Origin of the sequence: Acinetobacter sp. YH12131 (assembly GCF_013418635.1) — a bacterium.
GTDB classification, from domain to species: domain Bacteria; phylum Pseudomonadota; class Gammaproteobacteria; order Pseudomonadales; family Moraxellaceae; genus Acinetobacter; species Acinetobacter towneri.
The window spans coordinates 292761-310536 of the sequence record NZ_VPBQ01000001.1 but is presented as its reverse complement, the minus strand read 5'-3'; the positions used below and the strand labels follow the sequence as shown (position 1 = coordinate 310536).

Genomic DNA, 17776 nt, shown 5'->3' with positions numbered 1-17776 from the left:
TTCATATAAAATTCATTTTTAATTATTTTTTTTGCATAGAAACTCTCGTTATCCTTGTTGCAGATTATTTAAAACATGAATTTTACAGCATTATCTTACTGAGTTTTGAATCCAAGTGATCACAGCCAAAGCTGAAAATGATGGGTTCAATTCATATTCAAGCGTTATTCAGATCATTATTTCAGGCTGAAATATGCGAAGGAGCATCGACATGATTCATACCGTAATTGTTCCAGGTGTAGGTGGCAGTGAATATGCGCACTGGCAATCTTGGTTACAACGACAACTCATGTCTTGCTCGCGTGTACAACAGTCAGACTGGAATAGCCCAATTTTACAGAACTGGGTTGCTGAATTTGTCAAAACAGTTGCCCCGATTCAGGACGACATTCAAATTGTGGCGCACAGTTTTGGTTGTCTGACCACAGTGGCAGCATTGGCGCAGCACCCTGAACTGCAGGCGAAAATAAAAAATGTGGTTTTGGTTGCACCTGCTAACCCTGCCCGTTTTGGTGAATCTGGTTTTGCACAACACAGCCAAAGCAATTATTCGGCTTATTTTCAGCAACTTAAATTGGCTGTACCGACACGCTTATTGATCAGTGAAAATGACCCGTGGCTAAGTTTTGCAGATGCACAGGCACTTGCCCAAGCATGGCAATTAACACCGATTAATTTAGGACAAGTGGGTCATATTAATGTTGCATCAGGCTTTGGGGCATTTCCTGAAATTTATGATTATTTGATTGCAGAAAATATGCAATCACATATCAGTATTTCTGATAACAACAAGTATTTATTCAAATTTGCAATTTAATCTTCGCAAATTATGCTTGTGCCGAATTTATCTTTTACTTTTATCTGTTTGTTTTCAAACACTCATTCTCTCTTTTGAGGAGTCATCATGTCGCAGCGATCCAAAGTGCTGCCAGGATTTGGTCTTTCTCTAGGCTTTACCCTAGCGTATTTATCCTTAATTGTTCTTATTCCCTTATCGGCTGTATTTATTAAATCGCTGGGTATCGGTTGGGATGGTTTATGGGAAATTTTAAGTTCAGAACGTATCCAAAAATCTTTGCAACTCAGTTTTAGCGCTGCGCTCATTGCAGCCTTTATTAATGTCGTCTTCGGCTTATTATTGGCATGGTGTTTGGTACGATACAGCTTTCCGGGCAAACGTATTATAGATTCTTTGGTCGATTTACCTTTTGCATTGCCTACTGCAGTTGCGGGTATTGCCCTGACTTCTTTATACGCACCGACTGGCTGGATTGGACAATATTTAGAACCATTAGGCATTAAAGTCGCGTATACCCCTATCGGGATTACCCTTGCCCTGATTTTTATTGGTATTCCATTTGTTGTGCGTACCGTGCAACCCGTACTCAGTGACTTAGAAACCGAGTTGGAAGAAGCAGCATCTGCGCTAGGGGCTAACCGCTTTCAAATTGTCACCAAAGTGATTTTCCCTATTTTATTGCCTGCACTGATTACAGGTTTTGCCCTCGCATTTGCGCGTGGCGTGGGTGAATATGGCTCGGTGATTTTCATTGCAGGTAACCAACCATTTAAAACTGAAATTGCACCCTTAATGATTATTTCTCGTTTAGAAGAATATGACTACGCAGGTGCAACCACAATTGCTGTGGTGATGTTGCTGATTTCTTTTGTCATGCTGTTCTTAATTAACTTATTACAAGCATGGGCAAGTCGTCGCACAGGGAGAACTGCACGATGAGTTTAAATACCAACAGCAATGCTTTGGCTGAAAAACTACAATCACGCGATGCAACACGTGAACCGACTTGGGTACGCTATACCCTGATTGCAATTGCCTTCATTTTCTTCTTAAGCTGTCTGATTTTGCCGCTGATTTTGGTTTTTGTCGAAGCGTTTAAACAAGGCATTGGTGTCTATGCCCAAGCATTGGTGCATCCTGACACTTTATCAGCAGTGAAATTAACCTTACTCACTGCAGCCATTGCCGTGCCTTTAAACGTGATATTTGGTATTGCCGCAGCGTGGTCAGTGGCGAAATTCAATTTCCGTGGTAAGTCGATTCTCACCACCTTAATTGATATGCCTTTTTCAGTTTCTCCTGTCATTGCAGGTTTAATGCTAGTCCTGATTTTTGGTACACAAGGTTGGATGGGCGGCTGGTTGATGGAACACGACATCAAAGTTTTATATGCCGTACCTGCAATTGTGATTGCCACCATCTTCATTACTGTACCTTTTGTGGCGCGTGAATTGATTCCTTTAATGGAAGCGCAAGGCACAGAGGAAGAAGAAGCTGCGATTGTATTAGGTGCATCGGGTTGGCAGACCTTCTGGAAAGTCACTTTGCCAAATATAAAATGGGGTTTAATTTACGGCGTGATTCTGTGTAATGCCCGCGCAATGGGTGAGTTTGGCGCGGTATCTGTGGTATCGGGGCATATTCGCGGAGAAACCAACACCCTACCGCTGCACGTCGAAATTCTCTATAACGAATATACCTTTAGTGCTGCGTTTGCGGTGTCCTCTCTCTTGGCACTTCTCGCGATTGTGACCCTGATTTTAAAAACTTGGGTTGAAATTCGCCAAGAAAAGCAAAACCAACGCAATGAAGATTCAACTGTTTCTTAAGGAATGACCGCATGAGTATTCAAGTTAAAAATATTGAAAAAAATTTTGGTGCATTCCATGCACTTAAAGACATCTCCCTCGATTTTCCAGATGGTCAATTGGTAGCACTGCTTGGGCCTTCAGGCTGTGGTAAAACCACCTTGTTGCGTATTATTGCGGGTTTAGAATCGGCAGATCGTGGCCAAGTGATTTTAGAAGGTCAGGACGCAACCGATGTGCATGTCCGTGAACGTCAGGTTGGTTTTGTATTCCAGCACTATGCCTTGTTCCGCCACATGACTGTATTTGACAACGTGGCTTTTGGTTTACGTGTACGTCCTCGTTCAACCCGACCTTCAGAAGCTGAAATTAAAAAACGTGTTACCCGTTTATTAGATTTGGTTCAACTTGGCTTTTTAGCTGACCGCTACCCTGCTCAGCTATCTGGCGGTCAACGTCAGCGTATTGCTTTAGCACGTGCCCTAGCGGTTGAACCACGTGTATTACTACTCGATGAACCTTTTGGCGCACTGGATGCCAAAGTACGTAAAGAATTACGTCGCTGGTTAAGAACCCTGCATGATGAGCTACACATCACGTCTATTTTCGTGACCCATGATCAAGAAGAAGCACTAGAAGTTGCAGACCAGATTATTGTTATGAACAAAGGCAATGTTGAGCAGATTGGCTCACCACGTGAAGTGTATGAAAAACCTGCCACACCGTTTGTATTTGACTTCTTAGGTCAAGCCAACCGTTTTGAAGGACAACATCATCAAGGGGTTGTGCAAATTGGTGAAGATCGCGTACAACTTCTCAATCAACCAAATGCACCACAAGGCAAAGTGATTGCATTTGCGCGTCCAGATGAGTTGCATATTCATGCCCAACCACAGGAAAATACCATTCAAGCGACCTTCTTACGTGAGGTTTGGATTGCTGGTAAAGTAGTTGCAGAATTGCAAGATCGCCAAGGGAATTTAATTGAAATTGCACTCACTGCAGATGAAGCGAAACTGCACCAATTCCGCCCAAATCAAACGGTTTGGTTAAGTGTAACCACTTTACATTTATTTGAAAATCAAGTCGCATAAGGACATCAAGATGGAGCCTAACCCGCTCCATCCTTTTTAGGGTTGCACCACTATGAATTTCCAACAACTTAGAATTATTAGAGAAACCGTTCGGCAAAACTTTAATTTAACCGAAGCGTCTGCAGCACTATACACCTCTCAATCGGGCGTGAGTAAGCACATTAAAGACCTTGAAGATGAGCTTGGTGTGCAGCTTTTTGTGCGCAAAGGCAAACGTCTACTAGGTTTAACCGAGCCAGGACAAGCTTTGCTGAGTATTGTCGAACGCATGTTGGTTGATGCAGATAACATTAAACGCCTTGCCGATGACTTTAATAAAGTCGATGAAGGCACGCTCACCATTGCGACTACACATACCCAAGCGCGTTATGTGCTGCCGCCTATTGTGAATTTGTTTAAAAAAGAATTCCCTAAAGTACATTTGATTTTGCAACAAGCCAGCCCTGTTGAAATTGCCGAAATGCTGCTACAAGGTGAAGCCGATATTGGTATTGCAACCGAATCTCTAACCACTGAAGAGAACTTGGCAAGTGTGCCTTATTATGACTGGCGCCACAGCATTATTACCCCGCAAGATCATCCTTTAGCCAGTAAAACTGAGATTAGCCTGACCGATTTGGCAGAATATCCAATCATCACTTATCACGGCGGCTTTACGGGACGTTCTAAAATTGACAAAGCATTTACCGATGCAGGAATTGATGTCAATATCGTTATGTCTGCACTTGATGCCGATGTTATTAAGACCTATGTTGAATTGGGCATGGGCGTAGGCGTGGTAAACAATGTGGCATACGATGCAGAACGCGATTACCGTCTAAAACAAATCCAGACCGATATTTTTGGGGTAAACACCACATGGATTGCGGTTCGCAAAGGACATTTACTACGTGGCTATGGCTATGAGTTTATTTCTTTATGTGCACCAAATGCCGATATTAAAGCTTTAAAACGTATCGCCTATCCTGAAGAATAAAACAATAATGCATAAGAGAGCCCAGGCTCTCTTTTAGTTCTCTGGCAAAATTCTTGCTGATCTAAATGCCTAGAAATAATCAAAATAATGATTTTAATTTATCAGAAACATGAATAAAATATAATCAACAATAAAAAGCGTAATTTGATTTTAAACACAATTCTATAATTTAGACCAAGGACGTAACATGAAATTTCACATTTTTGTTGGATTGCTGTGTGTCCTGCCACTAGGTTATGCCTCTGCTGCCGCTTTAGAACGCAGCGGTCAATCGGTACATGCATTATTTGAAAAAGGAAATTATGCGGAAGTCGCTTTGCTACACGTGGATACCAATATTTCAGGTCAGGTACAGCATCAACAAAATATTGCCGAATTAGGCGTTCAAGATTTTTCAACAGGCAATTTAGTCAATAATCAACACTTCATCCAAGCTGCATTAAAATTACAACCACATCCACAAATTTCTGTGGCGTTATTATTTGACCAACCTTATTTTGTTGATGTGGATTATCACTATAGTCCTATTCTTTCAGGTGAACCCTTACCTATAGAAAATGCAGATATTAAGTTTGACTCAAGAAATATTACAGCACTCATTGGCTATCAACCCACACAACATTGGAACCTCTTTACAGGTCTGAGTTACCAGTCATTTTCAGGTGATCTGAAAATTGGTACACAAGTTGACTATACCTTTTTTGATTATCACGTACATTTTCCAAAAGACCATGCGTGGGGTTGGTTGGCAGGTGTAAGCTACCAAATTCCTGAATATGCATTTAATACAGCAATTACCTATCGCTCTAAAATCAAGCACAGTACCAATGCAAGCGAAAGTATTTGGGGATTTCCTTTAGAGATTGCACCACAACAAGCAACTGAAATTCAGACACCTGAATCGGTGAATTTAGATTTTCACACAGGTTTACCTGCACAAAATTTTCTGTATGGATCATTGCGATGGGTCAATTGGCAATATTTTAAAATTCAACCCACTCAATTTGCAGCAATTCTGCAATCTGAAGGACTAGGTAATCAGTTCAACCTGATTGATTATCAAAAGAATCAATGGTCTACGCGTTTGGGTTTTGCCCATCAATGGTCACCCAAGTGGATCACTGCGGTGGAAGGATTATGGGATTCTGGTGCAGGTAATCCTGCCTCAAGTTTAAACCCTGTAGATGGTTATGTTGGTGTTGGTACGGGCGCAGTTTATCACTTTAACCCCAAAACGTTTATGATTGCAGGTCTGCATTATTTGCACTTTACCAAGCCAGACACGGTACAACCACAGTCATTGATCACTCAAATTTCAAGTTTTTCTTCACTCGAACAACGTGAGGCTTGGGTTTATCACTTGAAATTAGCACATCGCTTTTAAGACACAAAAAACGAGCCGAAGCTCGTTTTTTTGGTTTAGCTCAAGCTAATAGATATTACCAATGATAACTTACACCTAGTTTCGCTACTGGCATCCATTCGTATTTGTCATCATTGGCAATTTTTCGCTCTTCAGCACGTAAGGCATCTTGGAAGTCTTGACCGCCAGTCAAAGCATCACCACTACCTGTTAAAGATACTTTTGGATTACCTGTATAATATGCACCAACCTCACCAAACACGCCCCAGTTATTGTTAATCTTTGGAGCAAAACCTAAACCTAAGTAAGGTGCGATGTCATTTTTATATTCCATATGACCTTTAATATCGACACCATTGCCATTTTGATCAGCGATAAAGTTAGTATTATTTACTTTAAAGGCCTCACCTGGTTGAACACGACGCTCAAGACCATAATCATTGTCTAAATAAGCTACACCCGCAGCTACATAAACACCTTGTGCCCAACGGTTAGCACTTGCACCCCATGGACGAAGTTCAGCATTTAAATAAACGTTGTTGTTATCCATATCTAGGTCGTATTCAGAACCATCAATTTTGACATCATCCGACCAAGAAATATCACCACCGTTATAACCCAGTGCTAAACCCACATACGGGTTTGCAGTCCAAAGCAATGCACCACCATAACCAGTTGTACCTACTTCAGCACGTACACCTGTTGGAATTAATTGGTTACGATCAAACGCATAGCCATCTTTTACCACAGCTGTATCTGCCATTGCAGAACCTGCAACTGCTGCCAATACCGAAGCGGCTAAAATTGTATGTAAAGTTTTCATTGTGTTTCTCCTCAAACTAAAACTTTTTGAATTTTCATTCGTGTTTGTCATGAGAAAACTATAGAGCATGTTGCGGTCAGCTTTTATGCAAAATTTACCCCGTTTTTGTTATTTTTTGATACAAATTTATTCTTATTGTTTATTGCAAAAGCATTTATTTTCAAAACTTCAACAATTTAGCGCGCAACTTAACTTGTTTATCTTACTAAGGATAAATTCCAATCTGTTCCAATTTTTATCTATTCCTCACTCAATATAGTGTAAAATCTTTGGAAAATTCTTTTCTGGTAAGAACATCGATGTCTCAGCTTTCAACAATCATTGAACAAGCATTTGAAGACCGCGCTAATTTCAGCGCTGCAGATTGTCCCGCTGAAATTCGTCAGGCAGTTGAACAAGCAATTGCAGGTTTAGATAACGGCACATTACGCGTTGCTGAAAAAATTAATGGTGAGTGGATCGTTCACCAATGGTTAAAAAAGGCAGTTTTGTTATCTTTTAAACTCAATGATAACAAGCCAATTGAATCTTGCGATTTGCGTTTCTACGACAAAGTAGACACGAAATTTACAGGTTGGACTGACGAGCAATTCAAACAAGCAGGTGTGCGTGTTGTACCGCCAGCAGTTGCACGTAAAGGTTCATTCCAAGCCAAAAATGTGGTGTTAATGCCATCTTATGTCAATATTGGCGCTTATGTAGATGAAGGCACCATGGTTGATACATGGGCAACTGTAGGTTCATGTGCACAAATTGGTAAAAACGTGCATTTATCGGGTGGTGTAGGTATTGGTGGTGTACTTGAGCCACTTCAAGCAAACCCAACTATTATTGAAGACAACTGCTTCATTGGCGCACGTTCTGAAATTGTTGAAGGCGTGATTGTGGAAGAAGGTTCTGTCATTTCTATGGGCGTTTATATTGGTCAATCGACTAAAATTTATGACCGTGAAACTGGCGAAATCCATTATGGTCGTGTACCTGCAGGTTCGGTGGTAGTTTCTGGCAACCTGCCTTCTAAATGTGGCACTTATAGCTTGTATGCTGCTATCATTGTGAAGAAAGTAGATGCGAAAACCCGTGCAAAAACCAGTTTGAACGACTTATTACGCGAAGACTAAACTTTTTTTAGTTTTCTCCATCTCTACGGCCAGCAATGACCGTAGGGATTTTTGTTTTTTTACATACTGTGATGAATTTTATGAATACCCTCCGATCTTCCGCTATTCCTGTTTCTGATCCGTCTGCGGGTTTACGCATTACGGAGATTTTCTATTCGTTGCAGGGCGAAGCCAATACATCGGGCTTGCCAACCGTGTTTATTCGTTTAACGGGTTGTCCATTGCGTTGCCATTACTGTGATACCACTTATTCTTTTGAAGGTGGCGAACGTCAATCTTTAGATGACATCATCCAAACCACGCTAGAATTTAAAACACCGTATGTATGTGTGACGGGCGGTGAACCTCTGGCTCAACCGAATGCACTGCCACTCATGCAACGCTTGGCAGATTTAGGTTGTGAAGTGTCTTTGGAAACCAGTGGAGCTTTAGATATTTCTAAAGTGGATAACCGTGTGTCGAAGGTGCTGGATTTAAAAACCCCTGCATCGGGTGAAATGTCACGCAACTTATTATCAAATTTAGATTTTTTAAACCCACATGATCAAATCAAATTTGTGATTTGCAATCATGACGATTATCTTTGGGCGAAGCAGCAAGTTGAGCAATATCAGTTGCATAAAAAAGTCGATACAGTGTGGTTCTCCCCTGCATTTGCTGTCGAAAAAGGTGCAGTCGCCTTGCCACAACTTGCACGTGATTTGGCACAGTGGATTTTAGCCGACCATCTCCCTGTTCGTTTCCAATTGCAATTACATAAATTGCTTTGGAATGATGAAACAGGTCGTTAATCTCCTCACGAATCCCCATTCGTATTGACGTCAATCTTCACACTTTTGCTCAAGTTCTATCGCTATATTTTAAAATTTGGAGTTCAATTATGCGCCCTCGTGCCATTGTATTGTTATCTGGTGGATTAGACTCAACCACGTGTTTGGCATGGGCACAAGCGCGTTATGAATGTATTGCACTTAGTTTTATGTATGGTCAACGCTCGACTACAGAGCTAGATGCTGCACGTGCCTTGACTAAAAATGCAGGCATTGAGCATCGTGTGATTAATATTGATTTAGGCAACTTGGGCGGTTCTGCCCTGACCGATCACAGCATTGAAGTACCTGATCATGAGCAAGAAGGTATTCCTGTGACCTATGTGCCTGCGCGTAATACCATCTTCCTATCTTATGCCTTAGCTGCAGCAGAAGTATTTGATGCAGAAGCAATTGTGATTGGTATTAATGCGGTAGATTATTCAGGCTACCCTGACTGCCGCCCTGAATTTATAGATGCTTTTGCCAATATGGCACGTCTGGCCACCAAAGTAGGTGTAGAAGGCAAACCGCTAAAATTTGAAACACCATTGTTACATTTATCCAAAGCAAATATTATTCGCTTAGGTATTGAACATGGCGTAGACTATAGTCAAACGGTTTCTTGCTACCAAGCAGATGACCAAGGACGTGCTTGTGGTAAATGTGACAGCTGTCGCTTACGCAAACAAGGTTTTGCCGATGCCGGTGTTGCAGACCCAACGCGTTATATACCGTCATAACAAGGTAAAGTGTATGAAAAATTTAAAATCAAACATTATAGTTTCTGCGATTATGTCTGTTGCTGCATTATTCGCAACAACGACACACGCAAATAATGACAAGTTGCAACAAGCATATAAAAGCACCAATGTAAAAGCAGCTTTAATTAATGTTTGTAAAGAAGAAACTGCAAAAGGCAAAAAACTGACTACAGCTGAAGTAAGCAAATATTGTACTTGTGCAGTAGAAGCAGATGGTAAATTAACCAACGCTCAAAAATGGGAAATTCAAAGCGCAATTAACCAGAAAAAGAGCCCTGCGACTTTAGCTTTTGTACAAAAGCAAAATAAAGATTTGCAAACTTGTTTTGGTCCTCAGCTTACAGGTAAATTAAAAACCTTAACTGAAGAAGCAATGAAAGCGGCTGAGAAAAAATAATTTTTCTTAACAATTTCAACTAGCCACTTTATGTGGCTAGTTTTTTATGTGCATGATTTTGGAGAAAAATATGAGCACGACAATTCAATTACCAAATCAAGCTTTTCCTGCAACCACAGGCGAAGTCAATTTAACCGAACTTGGTACAGATTGGTTAGTGGTGTATTTTTACCCGAAAGATTCTACCCCTGGCTGCACCACACAAGCTGTCGATTTTACTGCGCTAAAGCCACAATTTGATGCGCTTAATACCACCATCATTGGCATTTCGCGCGACTCAGTCAAAGCCCATCAAAACTTTACCGAAAAACAATCTTTAGGCATCAACTTGATTAGCGATAAAGAAGAAGTATTGTGTCAGTTGTTTGATGTGATTAAAGAAAAAAATATGTATGGCAAAAAAGTTATGGGCATTGAACGCTCTACTTTTATTTTCCATCAAGGTCAATTACTGAAAGAATATCGTAAAGTCAAAGCTGCAGGACATGCAGAACAAGTCTTGGCTGACTTAACTGCTTTACAGGCTTAATTTTCTGCTTTAAAAAATTATGGATGATTGACATATTGTCAATCATCCATTGCTCTCTAAAAATTCATTATTCCAGCAAATTGCTGCTGTCCTGTTGTTGATATTTTTCTTGTAACTGTTGATAAATAGCTGTGCTTTGAAATGCTTTTAAGAAATCAATTGTGCCTTGCGGGAAAAAATTAGGCTGTATTTCCCCACGATAATAAGCCTCACGTGCAGGCGTAGCAGACATGGCATCTTGCAAGCTGTCTAATTCTACCATCTCCCATTCAGGGAAAAACTTTAAATAATAAGACGAGTCATCTTTAAAATGCCCAATTAAACCAACACGATCTTGCGGTTGAATCAATTCACCGACTAAAGATTTGACTAGTTTTTGCCATTTTTCATCATTGTAGACATCTACGACATGCACAAACTTAATCCGTTCTTGCATCTCAGGTGAAAAGTTAGACAAAATCATCTGCTCACGTTCTTTGGCTAAAAACGGATTTTTTAAATTGCGCTCATTTTGTGCAGAACCTAATGCCAAAATCACATAATGACTACGTGCTAACGCAATTTGAATGGTTTGCAAATGCGCCAAATGAAATGGCTGAAAGCGGCCAATGAAAACCAAATAATCAAACGTATATTGCATAATAAATACGCCAATCCTAATTTTGATAACAACATGATGCTATCTGATACGCGGAAATGTCATCCACAACCTGCGTGGTATCAACTCATTATTGTTTTTGCAAGATAATAAATCAAAAACAATAATTGGGCAGGTTTCGTGGATGACAAATGGTTTTGCCTACTTTTGCCAAAACAAAAGTAGGTCGAACCGAAGGTTAATCCTAAAATAGAATTAATAGACGTTAAGATTCCGCCTTGCTTATTCATTTTTTAAATGAACAACCCCAAATTCTAAATAAATTTCACATTGAATTAGGAACGCAAATCTCATCATTCACTAACTTTTTATGAACTCATGAGTTGTGCCAGCGCTGCGAATTTGCGACATAATGAGCCATAAATTCAAACCAATCAAAGCAAGGATAGTACGATGACACTGAGCTGTATTCAACAACCTCACCCACATTTGAATGCGAATTTAGACAATGGCGTACTGACTTTAGCCATCAACCGACCAGAAGCAAAAAACGCGCTGTATGGTGAATTATATTTGTGGATTGCACAAGCCTTAGATGAAGCAGATCAGTCCAACGCAGTACGTTGTGTAATTTTACGTGGCACAGATGCAGATTTTAGTGCTGGCAATGACATGCAAGACTTTATGAAGTCTGCTGCACTTAAAGGACAACTACCTGCTGCCGAAGGCCCTCCATTCATCTTATTAAAATCTGCAGCTAAGTTTTCTAAACCGCTGATTGCAGCTGTACGTGGGGTGGCAATTGGCATTGGTGTCACAATTCTATTACATGCAGATTTGGTATATAGCGACAATACTGCCCTATTCCAAATTCCATTTGTGAGCTTGGGCTTATCGCCTGAAGGTGCATCAAGCAAACTTCTAGTAGAACAAGCAGGCTATCACAAGGCGGCTGAACTGTTGCTAACTGCACAAAAATTCAATAGCGAAACGGCATTATCGGCAAATTTAGTTAATAGCATTGAAACCGATGTCTATGCAACGGCGCAACAAAAAGCAGCACAATTGGCAGCTTTACCATTGGCATCACTTAAACAATCTAAAGCCCTCATGAAACATAATGTCAATGAAATTGTGGCGTGGATTGACCATGAAGCAGAGATTTTTATGCAACGTGTCGGCTCAGCAGAAATGATGGAAGCGGTGCAGGCCTTTATGCAAAAACGTAAACCTGATTTCAGCCAATTTAATTAAGCGCTGTTTAGCTGAAATGTACTTACACCCATTTCAAGTGAACTAGATGTTTTAAAACCACATTCATTTTGGCTGAATGTGGTTTTTTCTTTATTCGCCCCCATATTCTGCAATGTGCTGTCAATCATTAAAAAATTGAGAAAAATTGTAATGTCTAATCCAAATCCAACCGATGTTAAAGCTGAAAAAAAAGAACGTTATTTTGAACCTGCACCACAAGATATTGATGTAGAAAACTTTAAAAAAGTCATTCAAAGCCGTCGTTCGGTGCGTAAATTTACCGACAAAGCCATTCCTGCAGAAGTATTGGATGATTGTTTAGATATGGCTTTATTGGCTCCAAACTCATCTAATTTACAACCGTGGACTTTTGTCGTGGTGCAAAATCCTGCCAAGAAAAAACAACTGGTTAAAGCCTGCTTAGGACAACTCGCTGCTCGTACTGCAGCAGAGCTAATCGTGTGTATTGCACGTACAGACCGTGTTGATGAAATGGCAAAAAAGAATATCAGCGAGTTCCCTTTTCCTGAAGCACCTGCTGCAGTCAAAAAATATTACAAGTTTATTCCTTATAACTACATGACTGGCTATTTAAACGCAGTAGGTAACTTTAAGAAAGTCGCTTTCAAAATTGCACGTAGTTTAGATAAACAATTACCTGTAACTGCGTTTAACCCTGCAGATGCCAAACTTTGGGCAAGTAAAACTACAGCACTCGCCTGTGAAAATATGGTCTTAGCCCTTCGCGCACACGGTTTTGATAGCTGTATGATGGAAGGTTTTGATGAGCCGATGGTACGCAAACTCTTAAAACTGAATGATCAACAATTTCCAGTGATGGTGATTGCTGCAGGTGAACGTGCCGAAGATGGTGTCTTTTTCCCGCAATACCGTTTTGACCGTGACCTATTTATTCAGAAAGTCTAGGGGCTGTTAACATTTCATAAATGGCTTGCGCTGTAGGCTAAAACTGAGCAGATTAGGCATGAAACGCAAGGAATAGCGAGACTATTGCCAAGTTTCATAACGTAATCTGAGAAAGTTTTAGCCACATGAGCAAGAACAAAGCGCTGCTTTGTTTGCTGCGCAAGGGGACGAGCATATTTTTTGCTGCTATTGCGTTATGAGTCAGTCATTTAGAATAACTAAATTTCCTGCCCCATGCCTTATAGCAGCTAAAAAACCTTGCGAGATATATCTCTCACGTCGCAAACATAGATGAAGTGTCAACAGACCCTAATATTTCAACTGTATTTTTAAAACCTAGCCACATTTTGACTCGTGATAAGGCGACAAGGATGTCGCCCGTTAGACTGTGGTACAGGACGTACCATCAGTCTAACAGAGGGCTTTTGTTACTTTTCGCCCGTGAAAAGTAAAATCTATCTACGCAACTTATATTTGCCCCAATCCATATATGAGTGATCGTACAATTCTATTTTTCTTTAAAAATTGGTATTTAAGTCTTTAAAAATTAATATCTAAAAGTTGCATAAACTCAAAGGCAGGCTCTTCGTAAGGATGGCTTGCCTTGAGCGCTTTTGCGACTGCCTGAGCATTTTGCTCAGGTACAATGGTTTCCACGCGCCATTCGGCAACGTGTTCCAAAGCATCTAACTCACCAATAAACGGATTTGCTCCTTTGACAGGCTTAAATTGCCCTGTGCCTAAAACCTGCCATGCACAATGTTCATAATTGCCAATTCCACCTGCACCCGCTGCAAAAACCGCCAGTTTAGTTTCTTCAAGATGAGATTCAGGCACATAGTAAATCAGTTTGAGCATATTTAAACTTCGCTATCCATTTCACAATTAATTAGAAATTAGCATAAAAAATTGGGCATCGTTGCTATTTTGGCAACCTATACGCATCATCCAATCCTCAATTTATACAATTCCCAAAAAATTTAAAGTACGCTTCGCCACAAACTTATCCCCCATTTTGTATGATTTTAGATTTAAAAAGACAAGCCATGTCGCACGCCCCTAGAGCTTTTGTCATTTTTTTGGCATGATGCAAAACAAGCACATAGTGAATAATGATAAATGACTCAAATGCGTTGGTTAGAACTGCTTTCCACAGTTCGAATTGGTAGTAAAAAACAAAGTACAGAACAGGCGCGCAGCCCTTTTCATAAAGATTATGACCGTATTATTTTTTCGCAAAGTTTTAGACAGCTAAACCGTAAAACCCAAGTCCATCCACTGACTCAACACGATGGCATTCACACTCGCCTAACCCATTCTTTAGAAGTGTCTTGTATTGGACGTTCATTGGGAATGTTGGCTGCAGAAAAAATTAAAGATCACTTGCCTATGTGGATTTCCCCTGCCGATGTCGGTGCGATTATTCAAGCTGCTTGCTTGGCACATGATATTGGTAATCCACCTTTCGGGCATGCAGGCGAATATGCCATTCGTGAATGGTTTGATGATGCTTCACACGGCAATTTCCTCGCCAAACTCAGCGATGAAGAAGAAGCTGATGTCCGTCAGTTTGAAGGCAATGCACAAGGTTTACGGCTACTCACCAAAATTGACTATCATCCAAATGATGGCGGCATGCGTTTAACCTATGCCACTTTAGGCGCTTATTTAAAATATCCATGGCTCTCCAAAACCATTGCCGAACAAGGCAACCGCCCTGCCAATCAACGTGATAAATTTGGTTGTTACCAAGCTGAAAAAGAAATTCTCAAACAAATTGCAGAACAACTTGGACTGATTCAATTGGGCGATTATCACTATTGTCGTCATCCACTGACATATTTATTGGAGGCAGCGGATGATATTTGCTATGCCTTAATTGATTTGGAAGATGGCATTATTTTAAACATGCTCAGCTATGAAGAAGTTGAACCGATCTTTTTAAACTTGATTGGTGACTACAGTATTCCTGCAGAACTAGCGATGGCACGTACCACATGGCAACAAAAAATTGCCGCTTTGCGTGGTCGGGTCATGAAGCGTTTAGTCGATGAAGTCACCACAGCGTTTGCCAAACACCATTTTGAAATCCTAATGGGACAACTTAAAGGCAGCCTTTTACAGTATTGCTCAGCAGATATTGAAATTGGTATTAATCGCGCCAAAGACTTAGCGCGTGAGAAAATTTTCGAGCATCCGCAAAAAGCTGGATTGGAAATTATTGCGCATCAAAGTTTACAAAATATTTTGGATGCGTTTATTCCGCTCACCACACCCCATAAAACCCTAAGTTTTAAAGAGCAGCGTTTAATGTCCATCTTGCAACGCTCAGGGGCAGATTTTGCGCATAATCACTATGACAATATTATGCAAGTCTTGGATATTATCTCTAAGTTTTCAGATCACCAAGCCTATAACTTATCGCAAGAATTACAAGGCAATAAGGTCGGCTTGCTGTAATGAATAATTTGCATATCAATACTTGTATATAAATAGTAGTAGGATTTAAGCGCAGATTTTGCCTTTTGTGAAAATGCGCTCTACTATGCGAACAGCAACTTATTTTAAATTAATCAGTGAATCACAAATATGATCGGATGTCTTATTGGCGAAGTATTGGCTTTAGAAGCACCAACCGTGTTGCTGAATGTGAATGGTGTGGGCTATGAAATTGACACGCCACTCACCACATTTTGCCAATTACAAAAAGGGCAGAAAATTACCCTGTGGACGCATTTAGCTGTGCGTGAAGATGCTCAATTGTTATATGGCTTTTTAGAAGCCCAAGAAAAAACCATTTTCCGTACTTTACTCAAAGTCAATGGTGTCGGCCCGAAAATGGCGCTAGGTATTTTATCAACCTTGAGTGTCGAATTACTGATTCACACCGTAGAACATGAAGACATTAACACCCTGATTAAAGTACCGGGGGTGGGCAAAAAAACCGCTGAACGCCTGATGATTGAATTACGTGATCGCTTTAAAGCCATGTCCAACGAAGTGAGCAGCAGCAATTCCACTGTGACCCAAATTCAGTTTACAGGCAATTCTGCTGTTGCCGAAGCCGAAGCCGCTTTACAATCTTTAGGTTATAAACCTGCCGAAGCACAAAAACTGATTAATGCAGTTAAGGCCGATTTTACCGAAGCCAGTGATATTATCCGTGCAGCATTAAAGTCGATGAATAAATAAAAGATGCCAACAAACCTAGCGTAAGTTCATCTTTCCAATATTGGATACATGACTGGCGACATGGATGTCGCCCGTTGAGTTGGGGTATAGGGATATACCCTCAACTCAACATAAGATTTTTGTTACTTTTGATCTTTCAAAAGTAAAATCATGCCTTCGCAAAGGCATTTAAACGCAACTCATACTTTGAGGCTGTGCATGCAGCATCAAAATGCCCAGCTCAAGAGATTAGTTAACACGATATGCAAGACCGTCTAATCAGTGGTTCTGAAAAACCCGAAGATCAAATTGATCGCGCCATTCGCCCCACTTCACTCGATGACTATATTGGGCAACCTGTAGTGCGTGAACAAATGGAAATTTTCATTGGTGCAGCCCGTGGACGCGCAGAAGCATTGGACCACACCCTGATTTTTGGACCACCAGGTTTAGGCAAAACCACACTCGCCAATATTATTGCCCGTGAAATGGGCGGCAATCTTAAATCCACTTCAGGGCCTGTCTTGGAACGCGCAGGTGATTTAGCCGCCATGCTGACCAATCTTGAAGAAGGCGATGTGTTATTTATTGATGAAATCCATCGTCTTTCACCTGTGATTGAAGAGATTTTGTATCCAGCGATGGAAGATTATCAACTGGACATCATGATTGGTGAAGGGCCTGCAGCACGCTCCATTAAACTGGACTTGCCACCATTTACCCTTGTCGCCGCTACCACACGTGCAGGCTTACTCACCTCACCGTTACGTGACCGTTTTGGTATTGTGCAGCGTTTGGAATTTTATTCGGTTGAAGATTTGACCCATATTGTCAAACGCTCGGCGAGTTTAATGGATGTGCCAATGACCGATGCAGGAGCCAATGAAGTCGCTCGTCGTTCACGTGGTACACCACGTATTGCCAACCGATTATTGCGTCGCGTTCGTGACTATGCGCAGGTCAAAGGCACAGGTGAAGTCACGCAAGAGATGGCACAACGTGCGCTAGATATGCTGAATGTCGATAAAGATGGTTTAGATACCTTAGACCGTCGTTATTTATCAATGTTATTAGAGCGTTTTGATGGTGGGCCTGCAGGTGTGGAAGCTTTGGCCGCTGCTATGGCTGAAGACTCTGGCACTTTGGAAGATGTAATTGAACCATACCTAATTCAACAAGGTTATGTAATGCGAACCGCTCGCGGGCGTATTGCCACCAATATGGCGTATTTACAATTTGGGATGACACCGCCAGAGCCAAAAGAAAAATAGCTCAAAGGAAAAAATAGCTTGAAGGGAGCTATCTCCCTTTAAGTTATTAAATATTTAGGTCAATTGGGTCTG

19 protein-coding genes are annotated in these 17776 nt (G+C 40.9%); 16 read left to right on the top strand and 3 right to left on the bottom strand.

All coding sequences use genetic code 11. The annotated features are described in order from the left end of the window. The first annotated feature begins 211 nt into the window (after positions 1 to 211). The 6 genes from FTU66_RS01530 (at position 212) to FTU66_RS01505 (ending at position 6061) form a co-directional block, all read left to right on the top strand. On the top strand, positions 212 to 817 hold the full coding sequence (locus FTU66_RS01530; RefSeq protein ID WP_178865643.1) for an alpha/beta hydrolase: 606 nt from the start codon (positions 212 to 214) through the stop codon (positions 815 to 817). Between the two features lie 87 nt (positions 818 to 904). Further along, positions 905 to 1738, top strand: coding sequence for a sulfate ABC transporter permease subunit CysT (gene cysT, locus FTU66_RS01525; protein WP_004971748.1), 834 nt, complete (start codon positions 905 to 907; stop codon positions 1736 to 1738). Next, complete coding sequence (cysW, locus tag FTU66_RS01520) at positions 1735 to 2628, top strand: sulfate ABC transporter permease subunit CysW (RefSeq protein WP_104851751.1); 894 nt, start codon at positions 1735 to 1737, stop codon at positions 2626 to 2628. The genes cysT and cysW overlap by 4 nt, the downstream gene beginning before the upstream one ends. A gap of 11 nt (positions 2629 to 2639) precedes the next feature. Then, positions 2640 to 3701, top strand: coding sequence for a sulfate/molybdate ABC transporter ATP-binding protein (locus tag FTU66_RS01515; protein ID WP_180112201.1), 1062 nt, complete (start codon positions 2640 to 2642; stop codon positions 3699 to 3701). 52 nt (positions 3702 to 3753) lie between these two features. Beyond that, positions 3754 to 4677, top strand: a complete 924-nt coding sequence (locus tag FTU66_RS01510) for a CysB family HTH-type transcriptional regulator (protein ID WP_096901109.1) — start codon at positions 3754 to 3756, stop codon at positions 4675 to 4677. A gap of 187 nt (positions 4678 to 4864) precedes the next feature. Further along, on the top strand, positions 4865 to 6061 hold the full coding sequence (locus FTU66_RS01505; protein WP_179989037.1) for an outer membrane protein transport protein: 1197 nt from the start codon (positions 4865 to 4867) through the stop codon (positions 6059 to 6061). A 55-nt stretch (positions 6062 to 6116) separates the two neighbouring features. Here FTU66_RS01505 and carO read toward each other — a convergent pair whose 3' ends face one another. Beyond that, the gene (carO, locus tag FTU66_RS01500) at positions 6117 to 6863 is read right to left on the bottom strand and encodes an ornithine uptake porin CarO (RefSeq protein WP_179989038.1); all 747 of its coding nucleotides are present in this window, start codon (positions 6861 to 6863) and stop codon (positions 6117 to 6119) included. Positions 6864 to 7162: 299 nt separating this feature from the next. On the opposite strand from carO, the gene dapD reads away from it, so the two are divergent. The 5 genes from dapD to FTU66_RS01475 all read left to right on the top strand — a co-directional run bounded on the left by dapD (position 7163) and on the right by FTU66_RS01475 (position 10483). Continuing rightward, complete coding sequence (gene dapD, locus FTU66_RS01495) at positions 7163 to 7984, top strand: 2,3,4,5-tetrahydropyridine-2,6-dicarboxylate N-succinyltransferase (RefSeq protein WP_004971762.1); 822 nt, start codon at positions 7163 to 7165, stop codon at positions 7982 to 7984. A gap of 80 nt (positions 7985 to 8064) precedes the next feature. Then, positions 8065 to 8775 (top strand): 7-carboxy-7-deazaguanine synthase QueE, encoded by a 711-nt coding sequence (queE, locus tag FTU66_RS01490; RefSeq protein ID WP_136144777.1) that lies wholly within the window; start codon positions 8065 to 8067, stop codon positions 8773 to 8775. Between the two features lie 89 nt (positions 8776 to 8864). Then, complete coding sequence (gene queC, locus FTU66_RS01485) at positions 8865 to 9536, top strand: 7-cyano-7-deazaguanine synthase QueC (protein WP_136144778.1); 672 nt, start codon at positions 8865 to 8867, stop codon at positions 9534 to 9536. Between the two features lie 13 nt (positions 9537 to 9549). Continuing rightward, positions 9550 to 9954, top strand: coding sequence for a hypothetical protein (locus tag FTU66_RS01480; protein WP_004971768.1), 405 nt, complete (start codon positions 9550 to 9552; stop codon positions 9952 to 9954). Between the two features lie 70 nt (positions 9955 to 10024). After that, positions 10025 to 10483 carry a peroxiredoxin gene (locus tag FTU66_RS01475; RefSeq protein ID WP_096901114.1) on the top strand — a complete coding sequence of 153 codons (459 nt, stop codon included), beginning with the start codon at positions 10025 to 10027 and terminating at the stop codon, positions 10481 to 10483. A gap of 67 nt (positions 10484 to 10550) precedes the next feature. Here the strand turns inward: FTU66_RS01475 and FTU66_RS01470 are convergent, their stop codons facing one another. Then, a complete protein-coding gene (locus FTU66_RS01470; RefSeq protein WP_180112200.1) occupies positions 10551 to 11123 on the bottom strand; it encodes a nicotinate-nicotinamide nucleotide adenylyltransferase in 573 nt (190 codons plus the stop codon). 411 nt (positions 11124 to 11534) lie between these two features. On the opposite strand from FTU66_RS01470, the gene FTU66_RS01465 reads away from it, so the two are divergent. Continuing rightward, positions 11535 to 12335, top strand: coding sequence for an enoyl-CoA hydratase-related protein (locus FTU66_RS01465; RefSeq protein ID WP_096901116.1), 801 nt, complete (start codon positions 11535 to 11537; stop codon positions 12333 to 12335). Positions 12336 to 12485: 150 nt separating this feature from the next. Then, entirely contained in the window at positions 12486 to 13262 is a 777-nt protein-coding gene (locus tag FTU66_RS01460; RefSeq protein WP_179996171.1) for a nitroreductase family protein, read from the top strand. Between the two features lie 540 nt (positions 13263 to 13802). Here FTU66_RS01460 and FTU66_RS01455 read toward each other — a convergent pair. Further along, positions 13803 to 14120 carry a YqfO family protein gene (locus tag FTU66_RS01455; protein ID WP_104851742.1) on the bottom strand — a complete coding sequence of 106 codons (318 nt, stop codon included), beginning with the start codon at positions 14118 to 14120 and terminating at the stop codon, positions 13803 to 13805. A gap of 261 nt (positions 14121 to 14381) precedes the next feature. Here FTU66_RS01455 and FTU66_RS01450 point away from each other — a divergent pair, with 261 nt between their 5' ends. The 3 genes from FTU66_RS01450 to ruvB all read left to right on the top strand — a co-directional run bounded on the left by FTU66_RS01450 (position 14382) and on the right by ruvB (position 17704). After that, complete coding sequence (locus FTU66_RS01450; RefSeq protein WP_167845892.1) at positions 14382 to 15722, top strand: deoxyguanosinetriphosphate triphosphohydrolase; 1341 nt, start codon at positions 14382 to 14384, stop codon at positions 15720 to 15722. Between the two features lie 129 nt (positions 15723 to 15851). Then, a complete protein-coding gene (gene ruvA, locus FTU66_RS01445) occupies positions 15852 to 16454 on the top strand; it encodes a Holliday junction branch migration protein RuvA (RefSeq protein ID WP_178865673.1) in 603 nt (200 codons plus the stop codon). 242 nt (positions 16455 to 16696) lie between these two features. Continuing rightward, entirely contained in the window at positions 16697 to 17704 is a 1008-nt protein-coding gene (gene ruvB / locus FTU66_RS01440; RefSeq protein WP_004971787.1) for a Holliday junction branch migration DNA helicase RuvB, read from the top strand. Positions 17705 to 17776 lie beyond the last annotated feature (72 nt).